The sequence below is a fragment of the Gluconobacter sp. OJA genome (assembly GCF_039638325.1).
GTDB classification, from domain to species: domain Bacteria; phylum Pseudomonadota; class Alphaproteobacteria; order Acetobacterales; family Acetobacteraceae; genus Gluconobacter; species Gluconobacter cerinus.
The window spans coordinates 2,140,966-2,159,633 of record NZ_JBDIWI010000001.1 but is presented as its reverse complement, the minus strand read 5'-3'; the positions used below and the strand labels follow the sequence as shown (position 1 = coordinate 2,159,633).

The following is an 18,668-nucleotide window of genomic DNA, read 5'->3' as shown; positions in this document are numbered from 1 at the left end:
TCAATCGGAACTGAGTATCTTCTGGACCTGTTCCCGAAGGGCAGGGATGACTTCTTCCTGAAACCAGGGCGCCTTTTTTTCCCAAACACCCGTTCTCCATGATGGATGAGGCAGTGGGAAATAGTTCTCAGGCAGATAATGGCGAAAATTCCTGACGCGCTCCGTGACTGACCCGCGACCCAAGACGTGATGCTGGGAATAACTGCCAACCAATAAAGTAAGGCGGAGAGCGGGCATCAGGGACAAAACCCGCTTCCTCCAGATCGGCGCGCATTCCGGGCGCGGCGGGCAGTCTCCTCCTTTGGGGAGTCTCCCTGGATAACAAAGTCCCATAGGCAGAATTGCGACTTGCCGGGTATCGTAAAATACCTCTTCCGAGAGGCCGAGCCATTTTCTGAGACGAACTCCGGACGGATCCTTGAAGGATGTGTTGCTGAAATGGGCTTTGGTTCCAGGCGCTTGGCTCGCGATCAGAAGCCTGGAGGTTGCTGAAATATGGATCAGCGGGCGTGCGCCAAGTGGAAGGTGCTCTTCACAGACCCGGCACGCACGAACCTCGCGGACCAGGGCTGTGAGGCGATCTTGCGTCGTTGGGCTGGAAATCATTCATCCTCAGGAAGAAGTGGCATTTCAGGGTGCCAGGCATATTCGGCCTGTGCGACATAAACGTGCTGATCATAGCCACGCAGGCTCTCAAAGAGCGTAACGTGCTCGACAGGCATTGGCTCACTCCTGAAGAGATTATGTCTCTGAACCCAGCGAGCCGCATCGGCCCGCTGGGTTGTCGCGAGGTGGCCTAGCGTGACACTGGGCTGGAAGCGGCGCTTGGCAGGAGGGCATCCCGCCTTGCGGAGGGTCTTTTCCACCTGCGCCTGAAGCGTCTCCAGTGCAGTAGATCGTTCAATGCCAATCGTCAGGCTGTCAGCCGTCGTGCCTTCTCTCAGGCCGGCCCCTGAAAATGATATCTCGAATGGTGTCCAGGAGAGGCGGGAGAGGGCGAGATCAATCTCCCCCATCACGTACCGATCTGTAATTTCGCCGATAAAGCGCAAGGCAAGATGGTAGTTTTCCGAAGGGACCCATTGCACGCCAGGAAGCGTTCCACGGAGGAGAGCAAGCGCTTCGCGCTGGGAGGGGGAGAGGTCGAGTGCGACAAAAAGTCTCAAGAGGCTCGTTTCCCGAGGAAATGAAACACAGATATGAAGGGTCTTCTTGACCGTACAGTGAAAAGCCCCACATTCAGGGAAAGTACGGGCGAGCTTCCAAGGTTCGTCAAGCGCCCTTTTTAAAAGGGCCTTTTACTGGAAAAGGTGTCATGGCTTTTAATTCCAACTTCGGCAGGGCCGGCACTCAGGCGGGCGCAGGCAGTCTTGATGCCGGTCTTCGCGCCTATATGTGCCGCGTCTTCAACTGGATGGCGATTGGCCTCGTTGTTACGGGGCTCGTTGCTTATGGCGTGGCGGAAACCTCTCTGCGCGCGCTGTTCTTCCACATCGCAGAAACCTCAACAGGCGCCTTTGTGCTGCGGCCTACTTTCCTGGGCGGCATCATGATCTTCGCGCCACTGGCGTTTGTGATGGTCCTGTCCTTCGGGATCAACCGGCTGTCGCGCCCTGCGGTGCAGGCGATCTTCCTGCTCTTCAGCGCGACGATGGGGGCCAGCATGGCCAGCCTGCTGCTGAGCTATACGGGTGTTTCCGTAGCGCGGACCTTCTTCATCAGTGCGGCGATGTTCGGCGGTATGGCTCTGTGGGGATACACCACTGGAGCTAACCTTCTTCGACTCGGTTCCTTTCTCTTCATGGGCCTGATTGGCCTCATGATTGCGATGGTTGTGAATATCTTCCTGCACAGTGCACCACTGGCAATGCTTGTTTCTCTAATCGGGGTTGCTCTTTTTACAGGTCTCGCGGCTTACGATACCCAGCGTATCAAGATTAACTACCAGCAATATATGTCGTTCGCGTCTTCAGATGATATTGCCAGACTAAGCATTTACGATGCGCTGTCGATGTATCTCAATTTCGTGAACCTCTTTCAGTTTCTTATTCAGTTCACAGGTGTTCGCTCCAGTAATAGCGACTGACAGTACATTCACGTTACTCGAAAGTTTCCAGAGGGAGCGACAGTCAATGTCGCTCCCTTTCTTGTTTGCGGACTAAAAAGGTCTTGAATTATTTCCGTCTCATTCGGAAAGGTTTACATTAAAAAGTTGTAACTTTATCGTTTAATGAAATTTATAATGAAATCAAATGTGGCGAAAAACAGCCATTTGTAGGTTTGACAGGGGGCTGCCCCATCCCTCACGAAATCCGTGATAAGCCTTGTCTTCCGGGCGATTCAGGCAGAAAAAACCTGAGGAACCGGGACAGTCGTGTCCCATGCTGAATGAATTTCAGGGTCGGATCTTTGATCCGGTTCCTGACGTCAGGATACGAACGAGAAAGGCAGCAGACTATGGCAGCGTTCGGCAGCTCTGATGCGGCCCTTATCGTGTCAAACCGTTTCCCGGCGAATACTCCATGCCGGAACGGATGATGAAAGCAGGACCGATGAAAAAACTCTGGCGATATCTCCCAGCGTTGCCGGCGCTGATGCTATCGGGTTGCACGGTTGATCTGCTTCAGCCGCGCGGTCCGATCGCAGAAATGAACCGCGATGTCATGGTGGCAGAATTTGTCATCATGATGTTTGTTGTGGTTCCGACCTGTATCGCAACGCTTTACTTTGCTTGGAAGTATCGTGCTTCCAACACCCAGGCCGAGTATCTGCCGACCTGGGATCACTCAACGAAGATTGAGTATGTTATCTGGGGCGTACCTTCCCTGATCATTATCGCTCTCGGTGCGATCAGCTGGTACAGCACTCACGCTTACGACCCGTACCGCCCGATTCAGACGGCTGACAACGTCAAGCCGCTGAACGTGCAGGTGGTCTCTCTCGACTGGAAATGGCTGTTCATCTATCCGGATCTGGGGATCGCAACGATCAACCAGCTGGATGTCCCGACGAACACGCCGCTGAACTTCCAGATCACCTCTGACACCGTCATGACGTCTTTCTTCATCCCGCGTCTGGGATCGATGATCTACTCCATGCCAGGTCAGCAGACGCAGCTGCATCTTCTTGCAACTGAGTCCGGTGATTATCTGGGTGAAGCTTCCCAGTTCAGTGGCCGCGGTTTCTCTGACATGAAGTTCCGCACCCTCGCCATGGCGCCTGAAGAATTCAGCGCCTGGGTCGAGAAGGTGAAGAGCGGCAGCGAAAACCTCGATGACACGACATATCCGAAGTATTCCGCCCCGCAGGAAGCTGCGCCGGTTCAGTACTTCGCGCATGTCCAGCCGGATCTCTTCGACGGCATCGTCGCCAAGTACAACAATGGCATGATGGTTGAGAAGACGACGGGCAAGGTCATGCATATGCAGTCCGCTTCCAGCGCTGCACCGTCCGACACTGGCATGAAGGAATAACCGACAGATGCTCGGAAAACTCTCCCTTTCAGCCATACCTTTCGATGTGCCGATCCTTGTCGGCACATTCCTGGGTGTGGCTGTCATCGGCCTTGCCGTGCTGGGTGCCGTTACTTACTTCGGTAAGTGGGGTTACCTGTGGCGTGAATGGCTGACGACAGTCGACCATAAGCGCCTTGCCGTGATGTATATCATCCTGGCAATTGTCATGCTGTTCCGTGGTTTCGCGGACGCCATCATGATGCGTACCCAGCTCGCGCTGGCCTATGCCGGTAACCCTGGTTACCTTCCGCCACACCACTACGACCAGATCTTCTCCGCTCACGGCACGATCATGATTTTCTTCATGGCCATGGCGTTCATGACGGGGCTGCTCAACCTGGTGGTGCCTCTCCAGATCGGTGCGCGCGACGTTGCGTTCCCGTTCCTGAACTCGCTCAGCTTCTATATGACGCTGGTCGGCGCCCTTCTGATCAACCTTTCACTGTTTATCGGTGAGTTTGCTCAGTGCGGTTGGCTGGTTTACCCGCCTCTGTCCGAGATGCAGTTCAGCCCGGGCGTCGGCGTTGACTACTACATCTGGGCTGTTCAGATTTCCGGTGTCGGAACGCTTCTGACGGGCGTGAACTTCTTCACGACCATCGTTAAGATGCGTGCTCCTGGCATGGGCTGGATGCAGATGCCGGTCTTCACCTGGACAGCGTTCTGCACGACCGTGCTGATCATGGTGTCCTTCCCGGTTCTGACGGTTACGCTGGCACTGCTCAGCCTCGACCGTTACCTCGGCATGCACTTCTTCACGAACGATGCCGGCGGCAACGTCATGCTGTATCTGAGCATGATCTGGACCTGGGGCCATCCGGAAGTTTACATCCTGGTCATCCCGGCCTTCGGTGTTTTCTCTGAAGTTACCTCAACGTTCTCCCGCAAGCCGCTCTTCGGCTACAACACGATGGTTTACGCTACGTGCTCCATCATGGTGCTGTCGTTCGTCGTGTGGGTGCATCACTTCTTCACCATGGGCGCAGGCGCCAACGTCAATACCTTCTTCGGTATCATGACGATGGTTATCGCAGTCCCGACTGGTGTGAAGATCTTCAACTGGCTGTTCACCATGTATAAGGGACGTGTTGAATTCACGGCTCCGATGTACTGGACGATCGGCTTCATGATCACCTTCTCCATCGGTGGCATGACGGGCGTCATGATGGCCATGCCGGCCGCTGACTGGATCCTTCACAACTCCCTGTTCCTCATTGCCCACTTCCACAACGTCATCATCGGCGGCGTGTATTTCGGTTACATTGCAGGTATGGGCTTCTGGTTCCCGAAGGCTTTCGGCTTTAAGCTGAACGAAGCCTGGGGCAAGCGCGCGTTCTGGTGCTGGTTCGTTGGCTTCTATCTTGCCTTCGTTCCGCTGTATGTCCTCGGTCTCGAAGGCATGACGCGTCGTATGAACCACTACGACAATCCGGACTGGCGTCCGTGGCTGCTGATTGCAGAAGCTGGTGCGGTTGTTATCGCTCTGGGTATCGTCTGCCAGCTCACGCAGCTTTACGTTTCCATCCGTGACCGTAACCTACCGGAAAACCTCGACCTGACGGGCGATCCGTGGGGTGGTCGTACGCTGGAGTGGTCCATTTCTTCTCCGCCGCCGGCTTATAACTTCGCAGTGATCCCGGACATCCACGGTCTGGACACGTTCCACACCGAGAAGCAGCTTGGCCGTCGTGCACACAACAAGCCGCTTGCTCCGATCCACATGCCGAAGAACACCGCTGCTGGTGCCTTCATCGGTGCGTTCGCCTTCATCCTGGGCTTCGGTGCAATCTGGTACATCTGGTGGATGGCTGGTCTTGGTCTGATCGGTATCGCTGCCACCATGATCATGCGCAGTGCAAACCGTGATATCGACTACTACGTCCCTGTCAGCGAAATCGAGCACAACGAGGAAGTCTATTCCCGTCGTATCGCCGCTGCTCAGGCAGCAGAGTAAGGGGGGCATAGCTAATGGCTCACGAAGCAACCATGTCGCCTCTGGCACACGCTGACGGTCACGATCACGAGCATCACCACGAGAGCCCGAACGTCTTCGGTTTCTGGCTCTACCTGATGACCGACTGCATTCTCTTCGGGTCGATCTTTGCTGCTTTCGCAGTCCTCCGGAACCAGTACGCCGGAGGCCCTTCGGGGAAAGAACTGTTCGATCTGACGAATGTCGGGATCGAGACGGCTATCCTGCTGTTCTCGTCCATCACCTATGGCTTTGCCTCGCTTAGTGCGCTGGCAAAGAACAAGGGGATGGTTCTTCTGTGGCTCGCCGTGACGTTCGTCCTGGGTCTCTCCTTCGTTGGTCTTGAGGTGACTGAGTTCACCCACATGATCGCAGAAGGAAATGGTCCTGACCGTTCTGCATTCCTCTCAGCGTTCTTCACGCTGGTTGGTACGCACGGTCTTCACGTCACCTGCGGTCTGATCTGGATGGCAGTTCTGATGGTCCAGATGATGGGCCCGCAGGATCTGTCTCCGCGGATGATGGACAAGCTGACTTGCCTCAGCCTGTTCTGGCACTTTCTGGACATCGTCTGGATCTGTGTTTTCTCCTTCGTCTATCTCGCAGGTGTGATGTAATGGCCCAGGCACATACAACCCACGATGGTAGCCACGGCTCCTATCAGTCTTACATCATCGGGTTCGTTCTTGCGGTCGTCCTGACTGTTGCGTCTTTCGCAGCAGTCATGACACACGCACTCGCCCCGGGGATGGCACTTGCAGCTCTTGGTGTTCTTGCGGTCGTTCAGATCGTGGTCCACCTGGTGTTCTTCCTTCATATGAACACCAGCAACGAGCAGAGCTGGAACCTGATGTGCTTCATCTTTGCAGCAGTATCAGTCATCGTCATTATTGGCGGCACGCTGTTCATCATGCATGACACGGCCATCAACATGATGTCCCGCTAAGATCTTCTTTGAGATCACGGCAGGAAAGGCTGGCAGGAGAAATCCTGTCAGCCTTTTTTTATGTCTGCTGTCCTGATCGGTACTCAGGTGCCCCCCCCCCCCTTAATGCCCTCGCAGTTTCCAACTGAGCAGGGGGTGGCAGGCGCAATAAAAAAGCCCGGCACAATGGCCGGGCTTGATAGTATCTTGGTGGGAGAGGCGTCTCAGTCCTTGTGGGGAGCCTCGGACAGCATGGCTGCCTTGCCCGGCTGATCTTTCCACTCTTCCGCGTCAGCTGGCTGTTCGCCCTTACGGGTAATGTTTGGCCACTGGGCGGCGAGACGGGAGTTGATCTCGATCCATGGAGCTGCACGGTTGTCGCTATCCGGGAAGATGGCTTCTGCCGGGCACTCAGGTTCGCAAACGCCGCAGTCGATGCATTCGTCCGGATTAATGACGAGGAAATTTTCTCCGGCATAGAAGCAGTCTACGGGGCAAACTTCCACGCAGTCCATGAACTTGCACTTGATGCAGTTTTCCGTGACCACATAGCTCATTGGTGTCTCCGATCCTCATTCGGGCCCGGCTGTGCGGCCCAATTTCATATTGTGCGGGATGATATGCGAAGGATTGGCCTAGGAAGCAAGCTTCTTAGGTTCTTCTCTCACGATCTCGTATAGCTGGGATGCTTCTTTCGCGGGGCCCCGACGCTCCCCAAGGTCCAGAACGCGCCAGACACGCACGTCTTCACCAGGGCTGAGAGGCGGAAGGGTTACTACATCACCCACCCTGAGTTTGGCATGCGGCTTGCTGGTGGGCTGTCTGTTTACCCGGATGCGCCCTTTGCTGACAATGGTTGCACAGAGCGGGCGTGTTTTGGCAACGCGGGCATAATAAAGCCACTGATCCAGGCGCTGATAGGCATCACTCATGGGGCGGCACGATCTCTCAGAATGGCCAAAGCGGCGAAAGGGCTGTCTGGTCGGACAATGGGGCGTCTTGCGTTGCTGGCCGCTCCTGACGGTCTGGCCTTTCTGCGTGTTGCTCGATTGCGGCGGTCAGCCAGAAGCATCAGTGGTGCAGGGGGCCCAGCATGCGTTTGGCTGGGAGAGCACGGTGGTTTGTGGGCAACGCCAAGGGCACCAAGAACCTCAGGAAGAAGATCGGCTTTGAGTCCAAGACGTGAGGCGAGACCGACGGGAGCAGGATGATCCCGCTTGCGCGTTAATTGCTCCAGCTCTTTCACAATACGTTCGGCGATATCGAGTCTAACCCCTGTTTTGGCTGCCTGCAGCCAGCCTGGAACGCCTTCCACCATATGCCATGGCAACGAGACACGACCGGCTGGCGGGGGCATCAGGGGAAGGCCAAGGCGAAGTTGTGTGAGAAGTGTCAGAAGGGCCGATGCTCGTGGACGCAGAAGTGCGGGACAGAAAACGGCAAAACGACCCACTTCCACGCCGAGCTTCCGCAAGGCCCGTTGAGTTGGTGGCGGAAGGGACTGATCTGACGGCAGGACAGAGGAGATACCGCCATCTTCATGCAATCGATGTAGAATGCCTCTGAGTTGAGGCTGATCCGTTACGGCGCTTTGCGCTTTGTAGAGAACGGAGAGTTCCCGTTGAAGTGTGCTGTCTACATAACGGAGAAGGCGCTGCTCGACCTGAATTCGCTGATTAGTGTCAGTGAACTCAGCGGAAAACAATCTGACGGCTGGCTGTAGAAACGTTTTTCCAACCGTCAATCGGCCGATGGGGATGTTGTCCCACGATAGAATGCCGGTTTCTGTCTCAAGGGACAGAGCACTATCTGGCGTCTCCTGAAAAAGACGGACCCGACGTGGAATTTCCTGCAGGAGCGCTTTGCGTCCGGCTTTGAGAACGATCTGATGATCAGGCCCGTTTGTGGTGTCGGTTTGGAGAGAAAAGCCACGGATCTTGCCGATGCTATGGCCTTCAACAATGACCTCTCCGTCTGCGGTGACGGCAGACAGGAGGTTACGGTCTGTCTCAGCATCCAGTCGACGAAGCAGGGATGTGGCGCGTCTGTCCACAAAGCGGGAAGTCAGGCGCTCATGCAGTGCGTCTGAAAGCAGGTCTTCCACTTCCCGGGCGCGCTGTTGCCAGACAGATGAGTGCCGGCTCCATTCTGTTCTGGCGGCCACATAAGAGCACACCCGTACGCCCGTCAGGCGATGCATCAGGGTATCAATGTCACCTTCGGTGCGGGCAAAACCCTTGATGTGTCCTTCCATCCAGTTTGCTGGAACAGCGCCATCTTTGAGGATATGCAGGAACAGGCGTGCGCAGAGCCGTGTATGGCTGTCATCGCCAAGTTTGCGGAAATCAGGGATCTGGCAGACTTCCCAGAGAAGAGACGTCGCACGTTTTCCTTTGGCGACCTCCCGAATTTCCGGGTCCAGAATCAGGGACTCAAGGGTCACAACGTCAGACGCAACGCGGCCTGCCATTAGGCCGCGGGAAGGCGGCGCGACCGTAAGGCTGGCGAGAAGAGCCCGGGGATTGCTGAAATCCAGTGCGTGATTGCGCCAGTATAGCCGTTGAATCGGATCGAAGCGGTGCTGTTCTACGGCATCTATGGTTGCGGCAGACATGGGCGGACAATCAGCCGTAGTGCCAAATGTACCGTCCTTCATGCCACGCCCCGCACGGCCGGCAATCTGCGCTATTTCCTGCGGGAAGAGCGGGCGGGGTGTTGTGCCGTCAAATTTGGAAAGCTGGGCAAGCGCAACATGGTCCACATCCATGTTCAACCCCATCCCGATGGCATCTGTGGCCACCAGGTAATCAACTTCCCGGTTCTGGTAGAGCTCGATCTGGGCGTTTCGCGTCCGGGGGCTGAGTTGCCCCATGATGACGGCACAACCACCTCTCCGGCGTCGTATGACCTCGGCTAGAGCGTAAACTTCTGACATCGAGAAAGCCACGATGGCCGATCGGGGCGGAAGGCGAGAAAGCTTCGTTGGCCCGGTGCTGACGAGACTCGACAGGCGTGTGCGTGTGTCGATTTCGATTCCGGGCACAAGCTTTTGCAGCAGCGGACGAATTGTTTCCGCACCCAGGAATAGTGTCTCTACGGTTCCCCGGGCGTGGAGGAGACGATCCGTAAAGATGTGTCCACGGTCCGGGTCAGACGCGAGCTGGATTTCATCGACAGCGACGAACTCGGCTTTCCGGTCCAGTGGCATGGCCTCGACCGTGCAGGAGAACCATCGCGCGCCTGGAGGAACAATTTTTTCCTCGCCTGTTATAAGGGCGACGGAACGCTCCCCTTTGGCCGCGACCAGACGTTCGTAGTTTTCGCGCGCAAGAAGGCGCAGCGGAAAACCGATGATGCCGGAGGAATGAGCCATCATGCGAGTCAGAGCATAGTGCGTCTTGCCCGTATTGGTTGGGCCAAGTGCCGCACGGACGCTTGCTGGCATGATATGATGAGCGGAATGGTTACCGCGGTGTGCACCCTTCATGTGTGAATGGTCGGGTGCCTGCGGAACAAAAGCAAGCGTTCGAGCCAAAAGGTTCGATCTTTTAAGGAAAGAGGTTCATGAGTTCTCACATCCAGCTCCCTTTTGTTTCCGCCGGCGAGGCGCCAACACCCCGCGTTGTGCATCTGGTGAAGGTGCAGGATGACAAGACGATTGCCGATCTCCTGGGCGAGCACGCATCTTTTCTGACCGCGCAGGGGTTCAAAGCAAAAGATGGCGCTTTCACGCTTCTGCCCGGTGACGGTGGTGCTGGAGCGGCTCTGCTTTGTGTCGATGAAGGGCGCCTGAATGACCCGACAGCCTTCGGCCTGCTGGGAACGATCCTTCCGGAGGGTGACTGGAACCTTCTGCCGCACGGGATGGAAAGCGCCGTTCAGGAGACTGCTCTTCTCGGGTTCGCCATGGGAACATATCAATATCGTGTCGGGGTCGTGCGGTCATTCACCACGCGATTGGTTGTGCCGGACGACGCGGCTACCGTTATTGCCTATGCGAAAGCAAACTGGTTTGGCAGAGATCTGATCAATACGCCCGCCAATCTGCTTGGTCCGAAAGATCTGGCGCTGTCGGCTTATCGGGCTTTGGAAAATCGTGGAGCAGACGTTCGCATTGTTGAAGGCGATGACCTGAAGGTCGCGTATCCCTGTTTGGCAGAGGTGGGTGAGGGGTCTGAGCGCAAGCCTGCTGTTGTTGTGGCCCGCTGGAAAGCCCGTGAAGGCGCGCCGCGTCTGTCTCTTGTTGGGAAGGGCGTGTGCTTCGATACGGGGGGATACGACCTGAAGCCCGCAGCAGGCATGCTGCGAATGAAAAAAGACATGGGCGGCGCAGCCCTGCTTCTGGCTGTGATGTGCGCGGCGATTGATCTGCAACTGGATGTTGATCTGGAACTGCGTCTTGGATGTGTTGAGAACAGTGTGTCTGGCCATGCCATGCGCCCAGGCGATGTTCTGCGGACGCGAAGCGGAAAAACGGTAGAGATTGGCAACACGGATGCAGAGGGGCGTTTGGTGTTGTGCGATTTGATAACGGAAGCCGCTGAATCTGCCCCAAATTACATTGTGGATGCTGCAACCCTGACCGGCGCTGCGCGCGTAGCTCTCGGTCCAGACCTTCCAGCGGTGTTCAGTAACAGTGATGAACTGGCTCAATTACTGCTCGAATCGGGCTCAGATACTGCAGATGCTTTGTGGAGATTGCCACTCTGGCATGGCTATGACGCATGGCTTGATAGTAAAATAGCCGACGTCGGAAATATTACATCCAAGCCTATGGCGGGCGCTATTACAGCCGCTTTGTACCTTCAGCGCTTCGTTCCGGCCGGACAAAACTGGCTGCATATAGACACTTACGCATGGAATGACGCCAATTCTCCGGGTCGGCCAGAGGGTGGCGAGACGCTGGCACTTCGTGCGCTTCTTAAAATGATAACAAACATTCGTAGGTCTTCGTGAAGTGAAGAACCTGACGGGAAGGTGATCCTTAACGAACCGTAATATGATTGTCTTAAAACTATGGGGTGTAAATCTGCTTCTGATAGGGCATACGGCCTTCCATGTTCGAAAGCTGCTAGCCGCAGCATAAATCGTTTTGAAACCCGCATACTTGCGGATGCGTTTCAAAACACCAGATGTAGAAGACCAACGCTCAATCCCATGATGGGGTGAGCCACAGATACAACCCCTCGGGCCGGCAAGGCTCGAATGTTCTTTTTCCTGTTACTCGATCGGGTAACAGGCAGGGCAGACCGTTAAGGAGAGAGAAATGCCTCAGGCTAACAACGACCAGATGCTTCACCTTCTGTGCGACACCGTCGTCTCCATGGTGCGCCGTGATGGTCCTGATCTGTCTGCCCGCCAGCTTGCTGTGTTCCTGACCTGCTACCTGCGTGACGGTGCACACACCGTTCGTGGTCTGGCTTCGGAGCTCAAGGTGTCCAAGCCTGCTATTACACGCGCTCTGGACCGTCTGGGTGAGCTGGATCTGGCACGTCGTAAGGTTGATCCGCTGGACCGTCGTTCCGTCCTCGTACAGCGCACGCTGAAGGGTTCTTCCTTCCTTCGTGAAATGCGCGCTGTCATGGCTGAAGCTTCCGGCACCCGTCCGGTTCGTGCAGAGCGCGCAGCTGCTTCTGTCGAGCGTATCAGCACACGTCGCGCTGGCTGATTACCAGCGATCTTGCACGCGGGCTCGGGCTCGCGTGCAGATATATCCTGTCCAGCAAAGCTGAGGCAGAAGAATGAGCAGGGCAGTTACGAGCCACTCATTGGCCAGACAGGCCGCAGCACCCCACAGTGCAAATCCCCAATAGACAATCGTTACAAGCGGCATCGGTAGTCCTGAGCGGATCGCGAGCTGATAAAGATGCCCACGGTGGGCCTCGGCCAGTCGATCGCCTGCGCGGGCGCGGCGAGCCAACGTAAAGAGGACATCCCACAGCACGCCCGAAAGCACTGCGAGTACGATTTGCACTGAAGTATGGGAAGGCTGCATGGTCCCCCAGGCAATGACAAGCGCTCCTGCCTGACTGCCAACATCCCCCATGAAGATGCGGGCCTTAGGAAAATTCCATGGCAGAAATGCTGCAAGGCACACCGCGAACAGCACGAAAATAACGGGCTGGATCCCTGCTGACGCCAGAAGGGCCACGGCGATCATCATCGTGCCTGAGGCTAGCCCGTTAATCCCGTCGATAAAGTTGAGGGCATTGGTGATGAACACGGCCCCCAGTATGAAAATCCCCATCATTGGCAGAGATGCGCCCGTTCCAACCGCGGCCAAAAAGGCGGCTATGAATTGTGCACCAAGCTTGTAACGCGCCCTGAAAGAATACAGATCGTCCAGCCAGGAAACGGCAGCGAGTAGAATAACGCCGGCCAGCATTCCGATGACGGGCGGATTTAGAATGGGTTGCCCTTTGAGAAACAGGCTTGGTAACGCGCAGAGCAGAAAAGCTCCGATAATGCCGATGCCTCCGCCTTTGGGGGTTGGCCGCGTATGGGAGCTGCGGTGCACGGGAGTGTCCATAATTCCGGCCTGAATCATCAGGACGACCAGGACTGTGCACAGGACTGCGGCACACAAGTCCAGCAGGGTAAGACCGGAGAGAAAGGACGACAAAGAAAAGGGCATGGACGGACTTTATGGGAACAGTGGTTTTGGCGTTATAAGGGAGACGTGAAAGTCACACCATCTTCTGGCCCTCAGTCTCCGGCCCCGTCTAGCGCTATCAGCCGTACAGGTCGCACGACCGCACAGGCGAGACGCATCGCTCTCAATGTCCTTCTGGATGGAGTCGTGTCCGCAGCGGCAGCTCCTGTGGCACGTTGGCTGGCTGACCCTCATGGGGGACTGCTTCATCCGCTGTGGTTTGTGGCGGGCGGGGGGATCACGCTCCTCGTCAGCGGGCTGCCTTTCCGTATGGCACAGCAATACTGGCGGTTTTCCGGTCTTTCCGATCTCTTTAATATTGCCTGCGCGTCAGTTGTCAGTGCCACGCTGTTCTCAACTTTGCTGCACCTGGCTGGCTACCCGCTTCCAAGCACAACATTCCCCGTCATTCATGCGCTGGTCCTCCTGACATGCCTGGGCGCTTTACGCATGTTCTGGCGGCTCACAGCGCGCCGTCGCCTTATGGTCGCTGAGCGTGAGCGCGTGCTGTTACTTGGCGCTGATCACGAAGCGGATCTTTTCATTCGCGCAATGGAGCGGGATCATCAGGCGGGACGTCGCGTTGTCGGGCTTCTGACGGGGGGAACGCAGCAGGCAGGGCGACGCATTCACAGTTGTCCCATTCTTGGAACGATTGATGAAACGCCTGAAATTCTGAAGCAGATGTCAGCCTCGGGGCGTCTGCCGGATACGTTGGTTATCACCACGTCCGAACTGCGGGGCGCTCCGTTGTCCCGTATCCTCGAAGTGGCGCGTGAGTATGGTGTTGATGTTCAGAGAACGCCCTCTCTGACTGATCTGAAGCCCGCAGATAGTGTTGAGCTTCGTCCCGTCGCCATTGAAGATCTGTTGAACAGACCTCCGGTAGCGTTGAATAGCGAAGGAATGAGCCGCCTGATCGCTGGGCAGGTCATCGCTGTAACGGGGGCTGGCGGCAGCATTGGATCTGAACTGGCGCGACAGATTGCTTCGTTCAGACCTGCTGCCATTCTTCTGATTGAAAACAGCGAATATGCGCTGTGGCAGATCAACCTGGATCTTTCAGAGCGATATCCTGCGGTTCAGCGGCATCAGATTATTGCTGATGTGCGCGATCGCGGCAGGATCTCCGAAATTTTCATGGAATACCGTCCAGCACTTATTTTCCATGCCGCCGCGCTCAAGCATGTACCGATCGTGGAATCAAATCCGATCGAGGGTGTGCTGACCAACGTCGTGGGTACCCGTATTGTTCTGGACGAGGCCGAGCGTTCAGGGGCGCAGGCGATGGTGATGATTTCGACGGATAAGGCCGTTAACCCTTCCAGCCTCATGGGGGCCAGCAAGCGCTGTGCTGAGGTCTATGGACAGGCGCTCGATATGCGTGCGCGTGCTGGTAAAGGCGGTTTGCGGTGTGTGACCGTGCGTTTTGGGAATGTCCTGGGGTCTACAGGGTCAGTCGTCCCCCTGTTTCGCCGCCAGCTTGAACATGGCGGCCCGCTGACCGTAACCCACCCGGACATGACCCGTTACTTCATGACGATCCCTGAAGCCGTAGGTCTGGTGCTTCAGGCTGCCGTCCGTGGCACTCAGGATGCTTCCGGGGAAGATACAACGGATCAGCGTCTCCGGCAGGGCGGCATTTTCGTTCTGGATATGGGCGATCCGGTCAGGATCATGGATCTTGCCTGTCAGATGATCCGTCTGGCTGGCCTCAAACCAGAAACAGACGTGGAAATCCAGATTACGGGCCTACGCCCTGGCGAGAAGCTTTTTGAAGAGCTGTTTCATGGACGGGAAGCCCCAGTGCCGACAGATGCGCCAGGTCTGAGAATGGCGTCTCCCCGGACAGTGGATTTCAATATCGCGACTGATGCCATGAATGCGCTGGAAGCGGCGTGCCACCGCGAAGATCTTTCAGCTGTCATGGAAATATTTCACCGGCTGGTGCCGGAATTCAACCATAACCGGGATGGAAAGGCGCCGTCTGCGGTCGCGCTTTCACAGCCTGATGCGGAGGTCACTGCATGATTACCCCGATAGCCTTCCTGGATCTGCCCAAACAGCAGGCTCGTTTGAAAGACGCGATCAAGAGCCGTGTTGACGCAGTATTTGAGCATTGTCGCTTTGTCATGGGCCCTGAGGTCGAGGAGCTAGAGCAGCGGCTGGCCGAGTTCGGGGGCGCGAAATATGCTGTTGGCGTCTCGTCGGGCACCGATGCACTCCTGATGGTTCTGATGGCAGAAGAGATCGGACCGGGGGACGCGGTCTTTCTACCAGCCTTCACCTATACGGCGACGGCTGAAGTTGTTCTCCTTTTGGGCGCAACGCCCGTTTTCGTCGATGTGGAACCAGATACGTTCCAGATCAGTCTGACGTCTCTCGCGGAGCGGCTGACCGCTGTGCGGAAGGTCGGGGAACTGGAGCCGCGAGCTCTGATTGGGGTGGATCTTTTCGGTCAGCCTGGGCCTTGGGATGAACTGAAAATTTTTGCGGCCCAGGAAGATCTGACGCTCATTGCAGACTGCGCGCAGTCCTTCGGTGCCTCTTATCACGGACGCCGTTTGGGGCACGAGGCGCGTGCTACGACGCTATCGTTTTTCCCGTCCAAACCTCTCGGCGGCTACGGAGACGGCGGTGCTATTTTGACGGATGATGAGGACCTGGCCACCCTCTATCGTTCCCTGAGAACGCACGGTGAAGGCAAGACGCGATACGAAGTGGAGCGGATTGGCATCAACGGTCGGCTGGACACGATTCAGGCGGCTGTTCTTCTGGCGAAACTGGATGCTTTCGAAGATGAGCTGACCAAGCGTGAAGCCATTGCCTGCGCATATGACCGTGCCATGCCGCAAGGTATTCAACAGCCGGTGCGCGTGCCTGACAGCGAAAGTGCCTGGGCGATTTACAGCGTGTTGCTGCCAGATGCAGCGAAACGGGATTCCCTGCAGGCGCACCTGAAGGCCGCGGGTGTGCCGACAGCAGTGTACTACCCGAAACCTCTCCATCATCAGCCCGCGTATAGCGAGCATCATGACGGTGCGGCTCTTCCTGTTTCGGAAGATCTCGGAACACGTATTCTCGCACTTCCTATTCAGCCAGAGCTGACGAGTGAAGAAGTGGATCGTATCACGGAAGCCCTGAAAAGCTGGGCAGGAGACACGTTATGAGGCGCGAGCAGAAGCTGTTACTGGCTTTTTGTGCACTGGTTTTCATTCCAGTGGGTATTGTCTGGTTCGTGGCGTGGCCGCTGATTCACGCATGGAAATTTCCGCCGGTGACTGAAGGCAAGATAGTCGCTCCTGTCAGCCGGGATCTGAGCGCAACTGAAGTTCAGGACATTAATCTGTGGCTTCAGTCGCACACAACGGCCTGGGGCCCCAGCGGGGAGCAGCCGCCCGCGAAGGGGCAGGTCATCCTGCGCATGAACAACGCGGACAATCATCCGGTCATCATTTCCATCTGGAAGCATAAACATCAAGCGGACATCGTCGGCGTGCAGCTTGAGGACAATGGCCCCTACCGCATGAACGCCTTTGAAGACGCGTCTCTCACGGCGCTCCAGCCCGCAGAATTGCAGCCTCACGGATAAAGCTGAACACTTCAGGACTGAAAGGCGCCTGTCGTTCAGGTGTCTGCCAGTCCTGCATGTCTTCGTACATTGTCCCCGTCTTGCGCCAGAGTTCCGGGCCCACGGCCTTTTGCAAAGGCTTCTGAAGTTCCAGCCAATCCCTTGCGAGGCTTTGAGCCTCTGGGGCAGATGGGGATACCAAGCGGGCAAGAGCATCTTCACAGCGCACGATAAGTCGTTCCTAGAGCACCTGATAGGATGTTCTGTCTTCAGTTGGGAGGTGACGATCCATTTGCGTCTGCCACGCCATCTGTTCTTCCGCAGTAAAGTATTTTTCAAAAACGGGCTGAAGGTTTCCTCGTTGTAGAATGGCTTCTCCTTCTCCAGCAGAAGGAAAAATGCTACCAGATCCATCGGACCATCGTAAATCTGGCTCTCCGAACCAGAGAGTTGGTCAGAGATTAGATTATGGGTGGTGCGGAGTTGGGAAATTGTTCTTTCTCATACTGCCATGCGTGCTGACAGCAGGGAGAGTTGGGTCTCTATGATATCTTTTGGGGATGCCGGCTTCAGTTCCAGGGAGCGGATCTCAGCGAGACTAAATCCCATGCGCTTTAAAAGAAAAATGTGTGCCAGCGTGCTGATTGTCTGGAGCGTGTAAACGCGTCTGCCATTTTCAGCTCGGGCTGGCTTGATGAGTCCCAAAGCTTCGAAATGCCGAAGTGTCCGGGGTGTTGTTGCGCTGGCTTTGGCAAGTTCGCCAATGGTCAGGGTCTTTGCAGTCATTGATCTTCCTCCTGACGCATCATCTGCAATGATGACGTTACGTCAGGAGCAAGGGAAATATTCAGTCTTTCCGGGCTTCGTCTTCGGAAATTTCGCCGACGTCGCGGCGGGTCTGTTCTTCGTCATCGAGAGGGGCCGTTGCCTTGTCTCCCATAGCCAGCAGGGCTGCCGTGATCGGAGACGCCAGGATCAGGCCCGGAATACCAAGAATGGTGCTGAAAACCGTCTGGGACAGAATAGCAACGGCAGGCGGCATATGGACTGCACGCCGCTGGATGAGGGGCGCAAGAACGTTGCCTTCAAAGAACTGGATCACGCTGTAAAGAATAGCCACGAACAGGGCTTCTTTGCTTCCCATGGAAAGGCCCAGAAGCACGGCCGGGACCGCACCAAGAATGGCGCCGATATAGGGAATAAAGTTGCAGATACCAGCGACCACACCGAGTGCAAGCGCAAGAGGGACGCCAATCAGAGAGAGGCCAATCCCGGACAGAATGCCCACGACGAGCATGTCGAGGGCCTGACCTGCTGTCCACGCCCAGAGTGTCGTGCCAGCCGCCATGAGTAACTCACGTGCGGATGCGCGGTGCTGGGAAGGAACGAGGCGTAGAAAACCGTCAATGTAAATTGCAGGCGACAAGGCAAAGTACAGCCCTGCAATCAGAATGACAGCCAGTGTGCCCAGCACACCAAAGGCGCTGCTGAGAATGCCAGTCACGGACCCCGCAAGGCCGGAGCCCAGTGATCCAAGGCTGCCAGACGTTGCATCATTTCCGCCAACTGCGGTTGGAAGATGATCCAGAACAAGCTGGCCGAGAGTAGACCCTGAAAGATGCGATTTCAGATCGCCGGACTGTTGGACAAGGGCCTGTTTGAGGCGAATGAACTGGTCCCCTATCGCCGGGCCGCTGCTCCAGACGAGGCCTGCCAGTGCGAGCAGGATAATCACTGTGACGAGAGCAACAGCGCCCTGATAGGGGATGAACGAGACGTGGCGCCGTACGATCCGGGCGAGGCCATGCAGGACGACGGCCATCAGTGCTGAGGCGAAAACAACAGCCAGCACATCCTTCATCAGCCAGACGGCCAGAAGGATCAGCGTCACAGTCAGGGCGATCCGTAACAGGCTGGCAATTTTTGAAAGTTCGCGCGCGCGCGGTTCCTTCTCGTCTCGGTCCTTCGGGTCGGAAAACGAAATAGGCATCAGCCGGTCCATCCTGAATCTGTAGGCCGGTGTTGGCTTATGG

The 18,668-nt window shown here is 56.3% G+C and carries 19 protein-coding genes; 10 read left to right on the top strand and 9 right to left on the bottom strand.

Annotation, left to right across the window (positions count from 1 at the left end; all coding sequences use genetic code 11):
• Both ABDK75_RS09810 and thpR read right to left on the bottom strand, forming a co-directional pair.
• Complete coding sequence (locus ABDK75_RS09810; protein WP_346005727.1) at nucleotides 1–606, bottom strand: uracil-DNA glycosylase family protein; 606 nt, start codon at nucleotides 604–606, stop codon at nucleotides 1–3.
• Complete coding sequence (gene thpR / locus ABDK75_RS09805; RefSeq protein WP_346005726.1) at nucleotides 603–1,166, bottom strand: RNA 2',3'-cyclic phosphodiesterase; 564 nt, start codon at nucleotides 1,164–1,166, stop codon at nucleotides 603–605. The genes ABDK75_RS09810 and thpR overlap by 4 nt, the downstream gene beginning before the upstream one ends.
• Before the next feature lie 149 nt (nucleotides 1,167–1,315).
• Between thpR and ABDK75_RS09800 the strand changes: the two genes are divergently transcribed.
• From ABDK75_RS09800 to cyoD, 5 genes are all read left to right on the top strand, one after another.
• Nucleotides 1,316–2,086, top strand: a complete 771-nt coding sequence (locus ABDK75_RS09800; protein WP_086634523.1) for a Bax inhibitor-1/YccA family protein — start codon at nucleotides 1,316–1,318, stop codon at nucleotides 2,084–2,086.
• Between the two features lie 448 nt (nucleotides 2,087–2,534).
• A complete protein-coding gene (cyoA, locus tag ABDK75_RS09795; RefSeq protein ID WP_046899644.1) occupies nucleotides 2,535–3,473 on the top strand; it encodes a ubiquinol oxidase subunit II in 939 nt (312 codons plus the stop codon).
• Nucleotides 3,474–3,480: 7 nt separating this feature from the next.
• Nucleotides 3,481–5,469 carry a cytochrome o ubiquinol oxidase subunit I gene (cyoB, locus tag ABDK75_RS09790; RefSeq protein ID WP_086634522.1) on the top strand — a complete coding sequence of 663 codons (1,989 nt, stop codon included), beginning with the start codon at nucleotides 3,481–3,483 and terminating at the stop codon, nucleotides 5,467–5,469.
• Between the two features lie 14 nt (nucleotides 5,470–5,483).
• Nucleotides 5,484–6,104: a cytochrome o ubiquinol oxidase subunit III gene (gene cyoC, locus ABDK75_RS09785; RefSeq protein WP_046899642.1), complete on the top strand. Its 621-nt coding sequence runs from the start codon at nucleotides 5,484–5,486 to the stop codon at nucleotides 6,102–6,104.
• The gene (gene cyoD, locus ABDK75_RS09780) at nucleotides 6,104–6,433 is read left to right on the top strand and encodes a cytochrome o ubiquinol oxidase subunit IV (protein ID WP_086634521.1); all 330 of its coding nucleotides are present in this window, start codon (nucleotides 6,104–6,106) and stop codon (nucleotides 6,431–6,433) included. The genes cyoC and cyoD overlap by 1 nt, the downstream gene beginning before the upstream one ends.
• A 203-nt stretch (nucleotides 6,434–6,636) precedes the next feature.
• Here cyoD and fdxA read toward each other — a convergent pair whose 3' ends face one another.
• The 3 genes from fdxA to ABDK75_RS09765 form a co-directional block, all read right to left on the bottom strand.
• Nucleotides 6,637–6,969 (bottom strand): ferredoxin FdxA, encoded by a 333-nt coding sequence (gene fdxA, locus ABDK75_RS09775; RefSeq protein ID WP_046899640.1) that lies wholly within the window; start codon nucleotides 6,967–6,969, stop codon nucleotides 6,637–6,639.
• A gap of 78 nt (nucleotides 6,970–7,047) precedes the next feature.
• Nucleotides 7,048–7,344, bottom strand: coding sequence for an RNA-binding S4 domain-containing protein (locus tag ABDK75_RS09770; RefSeq protein WP_046899639.1), 297 nt, complete (start codon nucleotides 7,342–7,344; stop codon nucleotides 7,048–7,050).
• Nucleotides 7,341–9,899 carry a helicase-related protein gene (locus ABDK75_RS09765; protein WP_346005725.1) on the bottom strand — a complete coding sequence of 853 codons (2,559 nt, stop codon included), beginning with the start codon at nucleotides 9,897–9,899 and terminating at the stop codon, nucleotides 7,341–7,343. The genes ABDK75_RS09770 and ABDK75_RS09765 overlap by 4 nt, the downstream gene beginning before the upstream one ends.
• Before the next feature lie 77 nt (nucleotides 9,900–9,976).
• Here ABDK75_RS09765 and ABDK75_RS09760 point away from each other — a divergent pair, with 77 nt between their 5' ends.
• Nucleotides 9,977–11,368, top strand: a complete 1,392-nt coding sequence (locus tag ABDK75_RS09760; RefSeq protein ID WP_346005724.1) for a leucyl aminopeptidase family protein — start codon at nucleotides 9,977–9,979, stop codon at nucleotides 11,366–11,368.
• A 310-nt stretch (nucleotides 11,369–11,678) separates the two neighbouring features.
• Nucleotides 11,679–12,080: a MarR family transcriptional regulator gene (locus tag ABDK75_RS09755; protein ID WP_046899636.1), complete on the top strand. Its 402-nt coding sequence runs from the start codon at nucleotides 11,679–11,681 to the stop codon at nucleotides 12,078–12,080.
• Here the strand turns inward: ABDK75_RS09755 and ABDK75_RS09750 are convergent, their stop codons facing one another.
• Nucleotides 12,081–13,046 carry a UDP-phosphate alpha N-acetylglucosaminyltransferase gene (locus tag ABDK75_RS09750; protein WP_346005722.1) on the bottom strand — a complete coding sequence of 322 codons (966 nt, stop codon included), beginning with the start codon at nucleotides 13,044–13,046 and terminating at the stop codon, nucleotides 12,081–12,083.
• A gap of 96 nt (nucleotides 13,047–13,142) precedes the next feature.
• Here ABDK75_RS09750 and ABDK75_RS09745 point away from each other — a divergent pair, with 96 nt between their 5' ends.
• The 3 genes from ABDK75_RS09745 to ABDK75_RS09735 are packed head-to-tail and all read left to right on the top strand — an operon-like array spanning nucleotide 13,143 to nucleotide 16,656.
• On the top strand, nucleotides 13,143–15,095 hold the full coding sequence (locus ABDK75_RS09745; RefSeq protein WP_317215089.1) for a nucleoside-diphosphate sugar epimerase/dehydratase: 1,953 nt from the start codon (nucleotides 13,143–13,145) through the stop codon (nucleotides 15,093–15,095).
• A complete protein-coding gene (locus ABDK75_RS09740) occupies nucleotides 15,092–16,234 on the top strand; it encodes a DegT/DnrJ/EryC1/StrS aminotransferase family protein (protein WP_211500104.1) in 1,143 nt (380 codons plus the stop codon). Before ABDK75_RS09745 ends, ABDK75_RS09740 begins: the two co-directional genes overlap by 4 nt.
• Nucleotides 16,231–16,656 carry a hypothetical protein gene (locus ABDK75_RS09735; RefSeq protein ID WP_046899633.1) on the top strand — a complete coding sequence of 142 codons (426 nt, stop codon included), beginning with the start codon at nucleotides 16,231–16,233 and terminating at the stop codon, nucleotides 16,654–16,656. The genes ABDK75_RS09740 and ABDK75_RS09735 overlap by 4 nt, the downstream gene beginning before the upstream one ends.
• Here ABDK75_RS09735 and ABDK75_RS09730 read toward each other — a convergent pair.
• The 3 genes from ABDK75_RS09730 to ABDK75_RS09720 form a co-directional block, all read right to left on the bottom strand.
• The gene (locus tag ABDK75_RS09730) at nucleotides 16,616–16,864 is read right to left on the bottom strand and encodes a TipAS antibiotic-recognition domain-containing protein (RefSeq protein WP_346005720.1); all 249 of its coding nucleotides are present in this window, start codon (nucleotides 16,862–16,864) and stop codon (nucleotides 16,616–16,618) included. The genes ABDK75_RS09735 and ABDK75_RS09730 overlap by 41 nt on opposite strands.
• 272 nt (nucleotides 16,865–17,136) lie before the next feature.
• Complete coding sequence (locus tag ABDK75_RS09725) at nucleotides 17,137–17,421, bottom strand: MerR family transcriptional regulator (RefSeq protein WP_346005718.1); 285 nt, start codon at nucleotides 17,419–17,421, stop codon at nucleotides 17,137–17,139.
• A 61-nt stretch (nucleotides 17,422–17,482) separates the two neighbouring features.
• The gene (locus ABDK75_RS09720; RefSeq protein WP_346005716.1) at nucleotides 17,483–18,625 is read right to left on the bottom strand and encodes an AI-2E family transporter; all 1,143 of its coding nucleotides are present in this window, start codon (nucleotides 18,623–18,625) and stop codon (nucleotides 17,483–17,485) included.
• Nucleotides 18,626–18,668: the final 43 nt, after the last annotated feature.

Excerpts from the sequence above, each read along its gene's own strand:
- ABDK75_RS09810 (WP_346005727.1), bottom strand. The coding sequence starts at position 606 with ATGATTTCCAGCCCAACGACGCAAGATCGCCTCACAGCCCTGGTCCGC.
- ABDK75_RS09800 (WP_086634523.1), top strand. The coding sequence starts at position 1,316 with ATGGCTTTTAATTCCAACTTCGGCAGGGCCGGCACTCAGGCGGGCGCA.
- cyoA (WP_046899644.1), top strand. The coding sequence starts at position 2,535 with ATGATGAAAGCAGGACCGATGAAAAAACTCTGGCGATATCTCCCAGCG.
- cyoB (WP_086634522.1), top strand. The coding sequence starts at position 3,481 with ATGCTCGGAAAACTCTCCCTTTCAGCCATACCTTTCGATGTGCCGATC.
- cyoC (WP_046899642.1), top strand. The coding sequence starts at position 5,484 with ATGGCTCACGAAGCAACCATGTCGCCTCTGGCACACGCTGACGGTCAC.
- cyoD (WP_086634521.1), top strand. The coding sequence starts at position 6,104 with ATGGCCCAGGCACATACAACCCACGATGGTAGCCACGGCTCCTATCAG.
- fdxA (WP_046899640.1), bottom strand. The coding sequence starts at position 6,969 with ATGAGCTATGTGGTCACGGAAAACTGCATCAAGTGCAAGTTCATGGAC.
- ABDK75_RS09770 (WP_046899639.1), bottom strand. The coding sequence starts at position 7,344 with ATGAGTGATGCCTATCAGCGCCTGGATCAGTGGCTTTATTATGCCCGC.
- ABDK75_RS09765 (WP_346005725.1), bottom strand. The coding sequence starts at position 9,899 with ATGAAGGGTGCACACCGCGGTAACCATTCCGCTCATCATATCATGCCA.
- ABDK75_RS09760 (WP_346005724.1), top strand. The coding sequence starts at position 9,977 with ATGAGTTCTCACATCCAGCTCCCTTTTGTTTCCGCCGGCGAGGCGCCA.
- ABDK75_RS09755 (WP_046899636.1), top strand. The coding sequence starts at position 11,679 with ATGCCTCAGGCTAACAACGACCAGATGCTTCACCTTCTGTGCGACACC.
- ABDK75_RS09750 (WP_346005722.1), bottom strand. The coding sequence starts at position 13,046 with ATGCCCTTTTCTTTGTCGTCCTTTCTCTCCGGTCTTACCCTGCTGGAC.
- ABDK75_RS09740 (WP_211500104.1), top strand. The coding sequence starts at position 15,092 with ATGATTACCCCGATAGCCTTCCTGGATCTGCCCAAACAGCAGGCTCGT.
- ABDK75_RS09735 (WP_046899633.1), top strand. The coding sequence starts at position 16,231 with ATGAGGCGCGAGCAGAAGCTGTTACTGGCTTTTTGTGCACTGGTTTTC.
- ABDK75_RS09725 (WP_346005718.1), bottom strand. The coding sequence starts at position 17,421 with ATGACTGCAAAGACCCTGACCATTGGCGAACTTGCCAAAGCCAGCGCA.
- ABDK75_RS09720 (WP_346005716.1), bottom strand. The coding sequence starts at position 18,625 with ATGCCTATTTCGTTTTCCGACCCGAAGGACCGAGACGAGAAGGAACCG.